This window comes from Cardinium endosymbiont of Culicoides punctatus (assembly GCF_004354815.1).
GTDB lineage: Bacteria > Bacteroidota > Bacteroidia > Cytophagales > Amoebophilaceae > Cardinium.
This window is the reverse complement of the sequence record NZ_QWJI01000020.1, coordinates 1-14,629: the sequence shown is the minus strand read 5'-3', so window position 1 is coordinate 14,629 and position 14,629 is coordinate 1. Positions and strand designations below refer to the sequence as shown.

The 14,629-nt window shown below is 35.3% G+C and carries 8 protein-coding genes and 2 tRNA genes; 1 reads left to right on the top strand and 9 read right to left on the bottom strand.

The window, feature by feature from the left end:
- Together CCPUN_RS03435 and era are read right to left on the bottom strand one after the other, a co-directional pair.
- On the bottom strand, positions 1-3,006 hold a 3,006-nt coding region (locus CCPUN_RS03435; RefSeq protein ID WP_133282186.1), incomplete at its 3' end, for a sodium:solute symporter family protein.
- 575 nt (positions 3,007-3,581) lie between these two features.
- Positions 3,582-4,472, bottom strand: coding sequence for a GTPase Era (gene era / locus CCPUN_RS03430; protein WP_133282185.1), 891 nt, complete (start codon positions 4,470-4,472; stop codon positions 3,582-3,584).
- Positions 4,473-4,586: 114 nt separating this feature from the next.
- Between era and CCPUN_RS03425 the strand changes: the two genes are divergently transcribed.
- Positions 4,587-4,659 (top strand) — tRNA-Met (locus CCPUN_RS03425).
- Positions 4,660-4,778: 119 nt separating this feature from the next.
- Here CCPUN_RS03425 and CCPUN_RS03420 read toward each other — a convergent pair.
- The 7 genes from CCPUN_RS03420 to CCPUN_RS03390 form a co-directional block, all read right to left on the bottom strand.
- Positions 4,779-5,213 carry a YraN family protein gene (locus CCPUN_RS03420; RefSeq protein WP_240034352.1) on the bottom strand — a complete coding sequence of 145 codons (435 nt, stop codon included), beginning with the start codon at positions 5,211-5,213 and terminating at the stop codon, positions 4,779-4,781.
- Positions 5,189-6,073 carry a hypothetical protein gene (locus CCPUN_RS03415; RefSeq protein ID WP_133282184.1) on the bottom strand — a complete coding sequence of 295 codons (885 nt, stop codon included), beginning with the start codon at positions 6,071-6,073 and terminating at the stop codon, positions 5,189-5,191. Before CCPUN_RS03415 ends, CCPUN_RS03420 begins: the two co-directional genes overlap by 25 nt.
- A 640-nt stretch (positions 6,074-6,713) precedes the next feature.
- Entirely contained in the window at positions 6,714-9,500 is a 2,787-nt protein-coding gene (gene leuS / locus CCPUN_RS03410) for a leucine--tRNA ligase (RefSeq protein ID WP_133282187.1), read from the bottom strand.
- A 144-nt stretch (positions 9,501-9,644) separates the two neighbouring features.
- On the bottom strand, positions 9,645-9,965 hold the full coding sequence (locus tag CCPUN_RS03405) for a transposase family protein (RefSeq protein WP_133282183.1): 321 nt from the start codon (positions 9,963-9,965) through the stop codon (positions 9,645-9,647).
- Positions 9,966-10,029: 64 nt separating this feature from the next.
- On the bottom strand, positions 10,030-13,161 hold the full coding sequence (gene secA, locus CCPUN_RS03400; protein WP_133282182.1) for a preprotein translocase subunit SecA: 3,132 nt from the start codon (positions 13,159-13,161) through the stop codon (positions 10,030-10,032).
- A gap of 224 nt (positions 13,162-13,385) precedes the next feature.
- Positions 13,386-13,459 (bottom strand) — tRNA-Phe (locus CCPUN_RS03395).
- 121 nt (positions 13,460-13,580) lie between these two features.
- The gene (locus CCPUN_RS03390; protein ID WP_255414891.1) at positions 13,581-14,525 is read right to left on the bottom strand and encodes an ankyrin repeat domain-containing protein; all 945 of its coding nucleotides are present in this window, start codon (positions 14,523-14,525) and stop codon (positions 13,581-13,583) included.
- Between the last annotated feature and the right edge of the window lie 104 nt (positions 14,526-14,629).

Here is a 14,629-nt window from a genome sequence, read left to right as displayed (position 1 = left end):
GCAATTATGATAGTCATTGATAGTATAAATAAAGGTAACGCTTGGGCTAAGTAAAATCATATATTTGTACCACCACCCTTTTTCTTGCGCCAAGCTTTCTGGCGTTTCAGCTACTTCACGATCTAAATCAACAGGATCATACGTTTTTAAACGCATAAAACGTTTACCATTTATAGGCAATATATAGAGACAAACCAGTTTTTCTTCCGTTTCTGTTATTTCTACATAACCACCATGTGCTTGTACGATGTGCCTACTTTCTACTTGATACAATTTAGACGCTGTTTTCGGTAAGAAAACAGTTGTTGGCATATCATCAACCTGATAGGTTGAAAGTATATGCTCCGGATGAGCAGAGGTGCTCATACAAAAAGCCAATGCACCCAGTTGCTCTGATAGAGAATCTTTTTCTTGATTTACACCTTGATAGTAATATTTCAGCGTAGTATCTACGATGGTTAGCGTAACGGTAGCATCTAGTGCTTGTTCACTTTTGCTAATACCTAAAAGATTTATGGCCAATAGCCGTTCAAAAAGTCCGGGATCTGCCTCCAGTGTTTTCTTTTCCGATTGGTTATATAGCAACAACTGCATAGGTTCGTCTAGACCATGTATGTCACCACGTACTTTGAATATAACAGGGTCTATTACTACAGGTTTGATGGCATTTGCATGCAGATGGAAACGACGTTCTTCTTTAATTCTCTGTAATAATAGGTTGCTAAACTTATATAGACCACTTCTAGTCAGACTCAAGACCTCTCCAAGTTTTGCTTCTTTCTTATCAAGGAAATATTGAAAGGGTTCTTTAAGTCTATCACTCATATCTTTCAACAGTGCACTGCCATAGGTAGGATCTAGTCTATCCCAGTTTACTTGGTTATAAATAGCCTCTAACGATAATCTACGTTCATAGATACGTGATAAGTCTATAATTTTAAATTTTTTCTCAAATTTCTCATAGAGGTATTTATATATGCTAAATCCAGCAATACTTAGTCCAGTAAGAAAACAAGCCCCTCCTAGCTCAAGTCTATTTTGCCATGCTAGTATATCGCAACATGAAATATCTAAAATTGGGGAACTGAATATAAATTTATGCAGCAACAGCGCTCCAACAAACAGGCCTGTACTCACCTTTATAGAAAAAAAGAGGGTACTGGCAGCTAGATGAGAGATCAGTAGTGCACAAACCATAGGGCTATAGTGGCCTAGTTTTAGAAACTGGATGCTAGACACAAAAAACAATCCAAAAAGTATCATAGGCCATACAGCGTAGATAAAATCAGTTTCTTTCTTATATATCTCAAAAGAGGGATAAATAAGGATAATGGTTCCGATACCCATGACAGCCATATGCCAATAGATGTAAGGAAACAAATAGGCTTTTTGCATAAAGCAGAGCGCCAAGAATCCGGTTACAATACAATAAATACCCCATAGTATAAAGGAACTTTCCTTTTTAGGAAAGAGCCCTTTAACATATGCTAGCGTAAAGAGTGATTTAAAGTTACACCACTGCTGTATCCACCAGCGTTTGATTTCTTGTCGTTGTAGTATAACGTGGCTATCGTCTTTGATACCCACCCAACCTGTATCGGGCAGTTGGGGGAAAACATAGTGTCCCCCTACCAGCACGCAAAGGCTAATAGCCATCCCTATTGAAATAGCATAAGTAGCACTATTAGGACCACTCCAACAAAAAAATGTATACATTCCAAAAATACCCGAAACCATCATGGTTAAAAGCACAACAAATTTGCGTGGCCTAAAGCCTATAATAGCCATAGCAAATGGTACACTTACTACAGGTATATAGATTTCTTTTCCCCTTGCTATAAGTTTGTAAATATTTCCTTTATAATATAGCGCGCTATATAACGTAATTATACCTATTATTACAATAATCCCTCTACTGATTTGTATTTTTATTGTATCACTTTTTGTCTCCTGAAATAGTGAAGATGGCAATAGGTCATTTACTATAACAATAGCCATAAGATGCAAAGCAGAGTCCACAGAAGACATCAATAGAGCAAGCACGGCAACACCCAATATGCCCCTTACAATAGGACTCTGTACTAGATTGATTATATAATGTATAATTTCTTCATTCGGCTTTAATGTATGCCCCCCTATATGCAACAGTATAGCAAGGAAGAATAGAGATCCACAAATATATGTCCTTGCTGCCACACTAGAAATCATTGTTTTTTGCCCTTGTTGCACAGAGCTAGCCATATAGAACCTTTGTATAACATATGGTGTTAATATGGTTAGGAGTGTTCTAGCGCTAAATAATGCTTCTCTCTTTAATGCATTAGATGAAAATAGATAATTCGTATCTGTAAACTTTGGAAGCAGCTTTAGCTGTGCCCATCCCTCTGCAAGAGGTATTTTGGCATAACGCAATAGAATATATCCCATAACCGGTAAAGCGCAACAAAAACAGAAAAACTGAAAAATATCTGTTGTTACTACAGATCTAGCACCACCGAGTGCCGCATAGATAATAATAATCACACCTACAATGAGTGTAATCCAATAGGCATATTGGCTGGATAAATTTGGCAGTGCAAAGTGGATCACTTTTAAGACAAAGTTAAGCTGAGGCACTAAAAAACTTAGCAATGTGACCAATACTGCTATGGCAACGACTCTTTGTATAATGGGTCCATAGAGTTTGCCCATAGAGTCTGCTATAGAAAAGTTTCCACGAAACTCAGCCATACGTACAATAAGCACCCTAGCACCAAAATATATCATGGCAAGCAGAATAAGATGCATGACAGATATTATAACCCCTCCCATATATATACAAGCTATTTGCTGTAAGGTTTGTGCATCAGATATCGTTGCTATTAAGGAGCAAGTTAAGGCAAAGACAGACATGCCTCCGCCAAGGGCATAGTCTTTAAAGGTTTTTACACCTCTTGCATAGTAAGTACCTAACATCCATGTTATTGCTAAAAATGCGACTATTATAGCCAAATCCATATGTATCATAATCTATTTATGTTTGTATAGAATTATTGTAGGCCACTGCAAAGCCTTAGGCTTCGCTTATTGCATGGGTATGCATTCAATAAGCGTGTGGCTTTACTATTCTATCTAGTGATTATTTATTATATACTTTTGTGTCAAAAAACCAGTTTGTGCAGGTCATTTTCGCGCAAAGATGTAAAATCATAAGATATACATCCCCAACAGCTCCAATGCATATTTGTTGCCACTTACTGTATACCAAAAGGTGACTCATAAGAAGGGGGCTATTGTGGCTACTTGCACAGTGCAAAGTTACGTGCATATGTAGCATATATGCAAATAATAGTCATCATTTTTGGTAACTCCCCAGGTACCTTTTTATATTTTTCGTGACTTCCCAGGTATATCAAAAATTTTTTGTTACTATTGAGTAACACTTGGTAGATATGTAATATGGATGCAAAAGATAAATGGTGCAGAGATGTTTTATACTATTTGTGGATTGTTATCAACAAAGCGTAAACAAGGGATCAATTTGTTTCAGGCTATTTAACAAGTATATCCTACCGCTTAAGTGAGCTACCTGGGGAGTTGCCTTATTTTTTAAGACTTTGATAACCAAATTTAGCTAAAAGAAGCTCATTCTTCCTCCAATTAGGCGTAACTTTAATATGCTGTTCTAGAAATATTTTTTTTTGAAAAAAACGCTCCAAATCTTGTCTAGCATTTGTCCCTAGTTTTTTTAATGCCTCCCCTTTATGTCCTATTAAAATGCCTTTTTGGGTTGATCTTTCAACGTGCATAATAGCTCGGATCTTAATCAAGTTTTCCATTTCATTAAAGCTTTCTACCACGACTTCTACACTGTAAGGAATCTCTGCTCTATACTGATCTAATATCTTTTCACGTATAATCTCTTGTACGAAAAAACGCTCTGGTTTATCTGTAAGCATATCTTCAGGGTAATAAGCAGGATGCGTTGGTAATAACGCAACGATTCTATTTAATAGTTGCGCTATATTAACCTCTTGTATAGCAGATATAGGTATAACTTCTACATCAGGATTGCGCTGAGACCAATAGGATATCATTGTGCTCAATTGTGCCGGTGTAACCAGGTCAATCTTATTTAGTACCAATATAGCTGGTTTATTTCCTCTGATTTTATTAAATAAATCAGAATCTATTAAGTTTTTCACATCAGCAAGGCAAACAATAATATCAGCATCCAAACGGGCATTTTTTACTACTTCCATCATAGCAGTTTGTAGAGGATATGCCGGATCAAGGATGCCTGGTGTGTCTATGTAGACAATCTGAAAATTCTTTTCTGATACTATTCCAGAAATTTTATGACGTGTAGTTTGCGCTTTAGAATTGGTAATAGCCAGTTTTTCTCCTACCAATTTGTTCATCAAAGTAGATTTTCCTGCATTAGGTTTCCCAATAATGGCAACAAAACCAGATTTATAATCTTCTTTATGCATAATAAATGGCTTAAGCAGGTAAATACATTTGCGATTTCATAAAAATAATACTAATTTTGTAATACTACAAAAGGGAATACTAGGATAATTCCCCTTTGTAACAAAAATATTTACCGCGGGGTGGAGCAGTTGGTAGCTCGTCGGGCTCATAACCCGAAGGTCATAGGTTCGAGTCCTGTCCCCGCAACATAACTTTTATGCTTCTATTCTTTTTTTCTTGATTACCATTTAAATCAATGTTCGTTTTTTTGTATGATCAAAAAACACACTCGTTCCGCAAGCTACACTGGACTTTCAGTGACTCGATTAATAAAAACCATCCTCCAAGTGAATGATTTCAAATTCATTTTCTTTATTTTTTAAAATAGATATAATATCAAACCGTATGAGTTGACTGCAATCATGCGTGTACAGATAGTATTCTGCCGCTATTCGGAGCCTACGAATTTTCTTCTTGTTAACAAAGTCTTCTGGATTACCAAACAAATTATTTTTGCGTGCTTTTACCTCAACAAAAACTGTAATATTTTTATGTCTTGCAATAAGATCTATTTCGAATCGTTTATAACGAAAATTTTGAACCAAAATTTCAAATCCTTTTTTTTCTAAGTAGTTTGCCGCAATTTCCTCAGCATATTGTCCAAAAATCCAAGATGAAGACTTGTTTGACATAGCGTAAAGAAATCTATTGCCAGTATAAAACTTATATATCAGAACTAAATTGAGGAAACCTTGCTCCATGGATTAAGATGATAAAGCATCTGAATACTAAGTCTCTTCTTTTTTAGCTTAGCATATACCCACTCCGTTTCTGTTTCTACATACTCATTAGTATTTATATCGGCCTGACGTATAACAGACAAGCATGGCAACAATTGTGTATGTATGGAATTATCTGTAGGCATAGTTGCTTCAGTAGTTAATCCATATAACTTCCCTTCCTTGAATCTCTGTAAATAAAGATCTTTTCTGCCAATAAATTTGGCATTATTGTCATCAATCAGAGCATCAAATAAACACCAAAAATCTTGAGCAGTATCAATTTTTTTAAGTTTAGTTTTTTGATCATTATAATGGTAATTACACGTAAAAGATGATAGGGTAGAACATGCTGTATTGCATATTTCTTTTGTATTTAATTTTTTAAGCAAAATCTCACGGTATCTCTTACCTTCTACGTCTTTATGAACCCAAATTATTTCTGCTACATTTTCTATACTTTCTTTTTTTACACATAAACAAGGTATCAGCGTAGTTTTTTTATTCACTAACAATCCTTCTTCTTCAAGGCTATATAAATGCTCATTTTTAAATGCATCTAATATGAATGCTCTTTTATTGTTTATTAATTCAATATCATCATCCTGTAATTGCTCAAATAAATGCCAAAAAGATGTAGGGTTAGTAATTTTCACTAATTTGATTTTATCAAACATATTTCCATACCGCTTATCACATAATTGGTTTTTGGGAAAGATAGTCTGATCGTAAAAAATAAGACTATTTTTCGAATCATTATGTTGCATTTCTTTTATTAGTAGATGATTTTTGCGGCTCTTTTGTGTTTCATATTCTTCTTGTTGGCAACAGGAAATAAACATATTGGTACTAAAAACCATAGTGATAGCATATAATCGGGCTAAAAATTTCATTTTGTATACTTTAATAATATTGTTAAAAAAATTATTTCTATCAACTTATAATTATAAGATAAATGATTGCAATATCATATCTCTTTACGACAAGTAGATTACCAATCTTTAGAAACGTTCGTGTAGGAATTAAATACAAGCTTTAACTTGTTGTTACATGAATGAATATCCATATTTGTTATATACCATGAAATTATAAAATGGCCTTACCTATGCCAGAGCTGTTACAAGCCTTTTCTATAACATTTACCCAACTATATAGGGAACACTGATCGTAACACATAACAATTCTCACTGACGTTTATAAAGAGTAGGTAGAGGCTTTAGGACGCATCAACATGCAAGATGAATAAGGAACCAGAGATATGCATGCCTTACATCACTATTGCCATCTGCCTACTGATTTTAATTTAAATAAAACAAACGTTAATAACAAAAATATGTAGGATTATACAGTTATGAAATCCAAGGTGGTTGATTTTATACCTTTAATGCTGAAAATGGTACCGTTTTTTTAACGAAAGCCTTTTTCTTTTATTTACATTTATTATTATAACCAAATCAAGATTTCAGCTAAAATAAAATGCTATTACAATACTACATTCACCATCTTATTAGGAATAATGATAACGTTTTTAGGATCCTTACCATCAAGCCATTTTTGAATGACAACATTAGCTAAAACTTCTTTTTTTATAGTGGTAGGAGATGCATCACAATCAAACATAATTTTTGTGCGTACTTTACCGTTGATTGCTATAGGGTAATTAAAACTTTCTTCTTCTAGATATACTTCATTCCAAACTGGGAAAGGCTGTTCTGTAATAGCATCTTGTTCTCCTATAATCTCCCATAATTCAGCAGCAATATAAGGTGCAAAAGGATTCAATAATAGTATGAGGCTTTTTAAAATTGATTTGTTCACGCTTTTAGCATCTGTTAACGCATTTACGCAAATCATTAAACTGCTTATAGCTGTGTTAAAGGAACACTTTTCAATATCTTGTACTACTTTTTTTATCGTTTTGTGAATGATTTTAAGTTCTTTTTGTCCAGAAACCACCTCTGAATACACCCAAGTAGCTTTTGTATGATGTACCAGGTTCCAGACCTTATTTAAAAATCTCGATACACCCTCTATACCAGACAAATCCCATGGCTTAGACTGATTTAATGGTCCCAAAAACATCAAATATAAACGTAAAGCATCTGCTCCATGTTGCATAATTACCGTATCTGGGTTAACTACATTATGCTTAGATTTAGACATTTTTTCTATCTTGGTACCACAAACATATTTATCACCCTCCAGAATAAAATGAGCATCTGCAAACTCAGGACGCCAATTTTTAAAAGCTTGCATGTCCAAAATTTGTTTTTTAACAAGCGTTATAGGAACATATATAGGAATCACGTCATACCGCTCCTTTAAATGGAAACTAACAAAAGTATTACTATTCTTAATGCGATATACCAATGCAGATGAAGCTTGGATCATTCCTTGATGAAACAGTTTTGTAAATGGCTCTTGCATATGAATAAAGCCTAAGTCATATAATACCTTTGTCCAAAAACGTGCATACAACAAATGGCCCGTTGCATGTTCTGGACCACCAATATAGAGATCTACGTCTTTCCAATAAGTTTCTTGTTCTTTACTTAAAAAAGTTGTTTCATTATGGGGATCCATATAACGCAAAAAATACCAACTAGATCCTGCCCAACCTGGCATAGTAGTTAAATCTAAAGGATATCCTTCTGGAGTAACCCAATTCAATGCATTCCCTAATGGGGGAACACCTAATTTACTAGGCAAATAACTGCTTACTTCTGGCAATGTAAGTGGAAGTTGATCTTCAGAAAGGGCATAGGGAAGTCCATCTTTTTTATAGTATATCGGTAAAGGTTCTCCCCAATAACGTTGCCGACTAAATATGGGATCATGTAACTTATAAGAGATTTTAAATCTTCCAATTCTTTTTTGAGTGAGTTTTTCTATAATCTTTTCAAATGCTTCTGATACGGATGATCCATCTAGAAAATCCGAATTAATCATAGTTCCATGAAATTCTTCATATGGACCATCTTCTAAAAGCATGTCGTTTTCTATTACGGGGATGGATAATAAGTCAAAAGATTGTGCGAAAGCGAAATCGCGTCTATCATGTGCTGGGACTCCCATGATAGCTCCTGTCCCGTAGTGAGGAAGAACGTAATCTGCTATCCAAATAGGTAATGGCGCACCTGTAAAAGGGTGAATCACACAGACACCTGTAAACACTCCTTCAAGGAATTCGGACTCCGCTAACCGACTACGATCGGTACGATTTTTTGCTTGTTCTACATAGGCAATAAGCGACTTATCTTCTGTTTTTTCTATCAGAAGCTGCACCCATGTATGCTCTGGTGCTAGAGCGATAAAACAGACTCCAAAGATGGTCTCTGGTCGGGTTGTAAAAACAGTAATGTTTTGATCTCGTTGCCCTTGTACCCGAAAAGTAATTTCGGTACCTACAGAGCGACCAATCCAGTTACGTTGCATTTCCTTTGTAGAAAGAGGCCAATCTAACGTATTTAAATCATCCAATAATCGTTCCGCATAGGCAGTCATGCGTAAGCTCCACTGTTTCATTGTCTTACGAATTACTGGATGACCTCCTCTTTCGGAAATACCATCTTTGACCTCTTCATTAGCTAAAACAGTACCGAGCCCCTCACACCAGTTAACCATGCTTTCTTTCAAGTAAGCTAATCTATAGCGAAGTAACATAGCTTGCTTTTCCGTTTCAGAAAATGCACCCCATGCTTCGGCAGAGAAGCATACTGTTCCTTCATCACAAGCTGCACCTATTTTTGCATTTCCATTCCGTTCAAATTCTTGTATAAGGTGATCTATTGGTTCTGCTTTTTGTGTAGATATATTATACCAGGAATTGAACATACGCAAAAACATCCATTGTGTCCATTTATAGTAAGCAGGATCACTTGTGGTAACAGATCTATCCCAGTCGAAAGCTAATCCAATTTGATTGAGTTGTTCGGTATACCTTTTTATATTTTTTTCCGTCGTAATTGCTGGATGTTGACCTGTTTGTATAGCATACTGCTCAGCAGGAAGTCCAAAAGAATCAAATCCCATAGGATTTATCACATGGAATCCTTTATGTTTACAATAACGTGCGATTATATCTGAAGCTACATAACCTAGATAATGCCCCACATGTAACCCGGATCCTGAAGGATAGGGGAACATATTGAGTATGTAATATTTAGAGACATGCTTAGTGGTATGATAAGTATGTTGGATAGAATGCTTTTGATCATCCCATCTCTGATTCCATTTTTGTTCTATTGCATTAAAGTTATATGGTTCCATGTTCATATTAAAAATTAGGATTATACCATATTAAGACATTCTTTCAATTAAAAGAAGAAAAAACGAGACATTATATGAATAAATTTGTTTAATTAGGAATTAAGCTAGATTAAAATAGCAATAAAGTCACAAAATCTGCCTATTTCATATCTTTCGTTCAGGAAGTTTTAAATTAGGTTCCTTATCAAAAACACTTTTTACCCATTTAATAGCCTTATAGGCAGCACTTTCGCTAATCCCATATGTTTTACTCATACTTAGATAAGTACGGTATTCACGAAGGTATTCAAAAGTCATTAACAGCTGATCCTCAATTCGTAATTTATTTTTACGTCCTCCCTGTGCCTTTTTTTGGTTATCAGCATCCACTAATTTAGTGACCATTTTGGTAAAAGATTCATAATCTACACCTGTTAATGAATGAAATTTTTCAGCATTAAGCTGATGAATATGTTCGTATTTCATCACTTGGCTTAGTCTTAAAAATTAATATAAAGAATTTTTTAAAAAAATTATATGGGAAATTGTTTTATGCTTTATGTTTTTGGTTTTCTTCAAACAAAGGGAGTTGCGCATACGTATTGGCATAGAACAAAAAAGAAACAATTTCTTGGCTCACTGTTGCCATAAATTTCTTAAAAAGATTATAGGCTTCAAATTTAAACGTGATAATTGGATCTTGTCGTTCATAAACAGCATTTTGAACAGATTGCTTTAAGTCATCCATAGCACGTAAATGGCTTTTCCAATGTTGATCAATTACATGAAGCACTACCATGGACTCTAGGTTTCTAGTAAGCTCTTTGCCATTTGAATCCATAAAAGCAGGATAATATGCTGTTGCATTTACATAAACGTTACCATCAGAAAAAGGCACTTCTATAAAAGAAATAGGACCATCATTTGATGGGGTATGCTTTTTAAAATAGGTAAATAATGTTTTTTCTAGTGCTGCAATACGTTCATAATACACGTTTACTAGACAGGTATACATCTCTTCTATAAGTGCTTCTTTTTTCTTGCCTACAAAAAAATCTTCTGGAAAGGCATCTGTAATACCAAATACAGATGCAAAAATAGGATTAAGGGACTTTGCCTCTTTCGTATTGTCTTCGTGTTCTACAATGTTGGTAACAGTATCGTGCAACATATTCATCACATCTACTTCTACCCCTTTTCCCAGCAAGGCATGGTTCCGTCTTTGATATACGGCATTACGATGTGTACCCATTTCGCGATCATATTCTAATAAACGTTTCCGGATAGCAAAATTATTTTGTTCTACTTTTTTTTGTGCCCTTTCGATCGATCTGCTTACCATACCATGTTGTATAACCTCTCCTTCATCTAATCCAATTCTATCCATTACAGCAGCTATTCTATCAGACCCAAATAGTCGCATAAGGGTATCCTCTAAGGATAGAAAGAATTGTGAGGAACCAGGATCTCCTTGACGTCCAGCACGACCACGTAACTGTCTATCGACACGTCTTGACTCATGACGTTCCGTACCGATAATGGCCAATCCTCCTGCAGCTTTTGATTCTGGAGCAAGTTTAATGTCTGTTCCCCGGCCAGCCATATTTGTGGCAATGGTGACCGTTCCAGAAATACCCGCTTGTGCTACGACTTCTGCCTCTTTTTGATGATGTTTTGCATTTAATATCTGATGTTTAATTTTTCGGAAAGAAAGCATTTTACTAACCAATTCGGAGATTTCTACAGAGGTAGTTCCTACTAGAACGGGCCTACCTTGATTGGATAATTCAACAATTTCTTCAATAATGGCATTAAACTTCTCTCGTGTTGTTTTGTACACCTTATCTTCCTTATCATCACGCAGTAGTGGTCTATGGGTTGGCATAGGGACTACAGCCAGACCATAAATATCCCAAAACTCTTCTGCATCCGTCTCCGCTGTACCCGTCATACCAGCCAACTTATCATACATATGAAAGTAGCTTTGTAGGGTAATCGAAGCATAAGTTTGAGAAGGCCTTTCTATTTTCACACTTTCTTTTGCTTCTAAAGCTTGGTGTAATCCATCTGAATATCTCCGACCTTCTAATACCCTTCCTGTCTGCTCATCTACAATTTTCACTTTATGATTGGCCACAATATAGGCTACATCTTTCTCAAACAGCGTATATGCCTTTAAAAGCTGATGTAAAGCATGAATGCGTTGTGCCTTTACTTTATAAGTCTGCTGAAATTGGGAACGCTTTGTTAAACTCTCTTCATGTGTTAATGTATGGTCATTTTCAATAGCAGCAATATGAGCAGCAACATCTGGCAATACAAAGAATGTCGCGTCGGCTTCCTGTTCTGTTAAGTAGACAAGGCCTTTTTCTGTAATCTCTACACTATTATGCCTTTCGTCAATAGAAAAGAAGAGGGGTCCATCTGCTTCTGGCATCATCTTAGCATTTTCCTGTATGTAATAAGATTCGATATTGTCAAGAATTTGACGCATTCCTTTTTCACTTAAGAACTTAATCAAAGGCTTATACTTAGGTAGTCCTCTATAGGCACGAAAAAGGGAAAGCCCTCCCTCCTCTATATTACCTTCTTTTATTTTTTTCTTAGCATCTTGAAGAAAGTTAATCACCAAGTTCTTCTGTAGCTGATATACCTCAGCAATTTTAGGAGCCAATTCTTTATAAATGTGCTCATCACTTTCTTCAACAGGTCCTGAAATAATCAGAGGCGTTCTAGCATCATCGATGAGTACCGAGTCTACTTCATCTACAATAGCAAAATAATGGGCTCGTTGTACTAAGTCACTAGCATCATTGGCCATGTTATCTCGTAGATAATCAAATCCAAATTCATTATTTGTTCCATATATGATATCTGCCTGGTAGGCTTGTTGCCTTTGAACAGAATAAGCAGGAGATGTATCTATGCAGGCTACTTTAAAACCATGGAATTCGAAGATCGGAGCCATCCATTCCGTATCCCTTTTTGCTAAATAATCATTTACGGTAACAATATGAACACCCTTACCACTCAATGCATTTAAAAAAGCTGTCAGCGTAGTAATCAATGTTTTTCCTTCTCCCGTAGCCATTTCTGCTATTTTCCCCTGATGGAGGGTAATACCACTCATTAGTTGGACATCATAATGAACCATATCCCAGGTAATCATATGCCCCCTTACTTCCCATTGGTTATGCCAACTAGCTTTACCCTGTTGTATGGTTACATAGGCATGTGTTGAGGCCATTTCCTCGTCATGGTTAGTAGCTGAAACAACCAATTGTTTATGATCCCTAAAACGGCGAGCTGTTTCTTTAACAATAGCAAATACGCGAGGTAGTACTTGGTCTAAAATTTTTGCCAAGGACTCTTTTTGTTGTTTTTGCAGGATATCTAATCGCTTATACTTACTTACTTGTTCATCCACCATCTGAGCATTAGGACTTGCTGTATGTTCATTTGCTGCAACTTCTTGCTGCAATTGTTCTATTTGGGCAGTAATAGGCTGCAGATAGGTTGCTATTTGTTGTCGGATAGCAATTACCTCTTTACGCAACTGATCATGTGAAAGAGACTGCAAGCTTTCAAAAATCTGATTAATTTCTAGTACTTTTTGATTATAAAAATAGCGTTGCTTTTCTTTAGCTGAAGTGAAAAATTTAGATAAAAATCGACCTAACATCTTTGGCAAATTTGGGGTAAAATGAAACTGAATAAAACATGGCTGTGTATAACCCACACAGAGGCCCACTAAATAGCAAATTTAATAACACTTATGCAAAATATTTAACAAGTATTAAAAATATTTCTTAATAGATACTTTTTTAGATAGAAACCTACTACAGGAAACCAACCATAATAATGAAAAAAAAGAACTTTAATTTGGGTGATCGTATTAGAAAAAAGTGGTGATGAGAGGATTTGAACCTCCGACACACGGATTTTCAGTCCGATGCTCTACCAGGCTGAGCTACATCACCAACACATTTTGTTTAAATATTACTATAATAGCAAGTTAGGGATTTTAGTATATTTATGCAAATCAATGTATTAGATATTATGAAAAGTTTTTTAAGCTTTTTTATTTAAATGCAATATATTTCATTTAGGAATATGTGCTCGACAATTTGGACATGTTTTAATATTATTTTCAATACTCTTAGCAATACAATCTGCATGAAATATATGACCACAATCCAATCCATGTAAAAGTATCATATTTTCAGAGGATTCAGGAACTAACTTATCAAGGCAAATAGAACATTCTCCTAAATCTTTGGCATCAAACACAGATAACAACTTTTTTTGGATTTTTAAATCTTTTATATTTGACAATGCATACGCTAAAGGCGTAGCGTTGCTATTGTTCTTAACAGCTTTGTCAGCTCCTTGAGTGATTAGCATTTGAGCAATCTCTATATGACCTTCTTTAGCTGCCAAATGAAGTAATGTATTTCTCTGGGAATCTACTGCTGCATCTACATTAGCATCTTGTTCAAGTATTTTTGTAACGGCTTGCTGAATTAATATCCTAATAATTGGTTTATGGCCACGGCTAACTGCTAATTGAAATGCAGTATTATTATTTACAAGTTTTGCAAACGGCTTAGCGCCATAATCAAGTAATAATTTTACTATTGCAAGATTGCCACAGTGAACTGCAAAATACAATGGAGTTGCACTATATGCACTTTCTGCATTTACATCAGCTCCAGATTGAATAAGCACTTCTGTAACATCTTTATAACCCCTTTTAATTGCCGAAAAAATTGGCATACGTCCAGCACTATTTTTTTTGTTTAAAACCTCCTTTCTAGATACTTCAGGAATATACTCAATTAGCTTTTTAAGGATTGCTGGATCATCAATGGCAGCTGCTAAATGAAAAATAGTATTGCCATTTGTATCTGTTGCATCCAATGATGCTACATCTCCAGCCTTTAATAGTGACTTAAAAGCTGTTAATAATGCCTCAACAGCTGCTAGATTACGTTGCTCAACTGCACAAGTAAGTGGTGTGTTCCCAGATTTATTAGTTGCATTAATAATATCAGCAGGACTTTCGCAAAGTATTGAATAATTGATATTTTTGTAGTTATAGTTACTAACTTCAAATTATTGTACTCAACGATGAAAGTTACTACGCAACT

What these genes read in the sequence shown, in the direction of transcription:
- CCPUN_RS03420 (WP_240034352.1), bottom strand. Translation starts at nt 5,213, where the DNA reads ATGGAGCAAGGTTTCCTCAATTTAGTTCTGATATATAAGTTTTATACT.
- era (WP_133282185.1), bottom strand. Translation starts at nt 4,472, where the DNA reads ATGCATAAAGAAGATTATAAATCTGGTTTTGTTGCCATTATTGGGAAA.
- CCPUN_RS03415 (WP_133282184.1), bottom strand. Translation starts at nt 6,073, where the DNA reads ATGTTTATTTCCTGTTGCCAACAAGAAGAATATGAAACACAAAAGAGC.
- CCPUN_RS03405 (WP_133282183.1), bottom strand. Translation starts at nt 9,965, where the DNA reads ATGAAATACGAACATATTCATCAGCTTAATGCTGAAAAATTTCATTCA.
- secA (WP_133282182.1), bottom strand. Translation starts at nt 13,161, where the DNA reads ATGTTAGGTCGATTTTTATCTAAATTTTTCACTTCAGCTAAAGAAAAG.
- leuS (WP_133282187.1), bottom strand. Translation starts at nt 9,500, where the DNA reads ATGGAACCATATAACTTTAATGCAATAGAACAAAAATGGAATCAGAGA.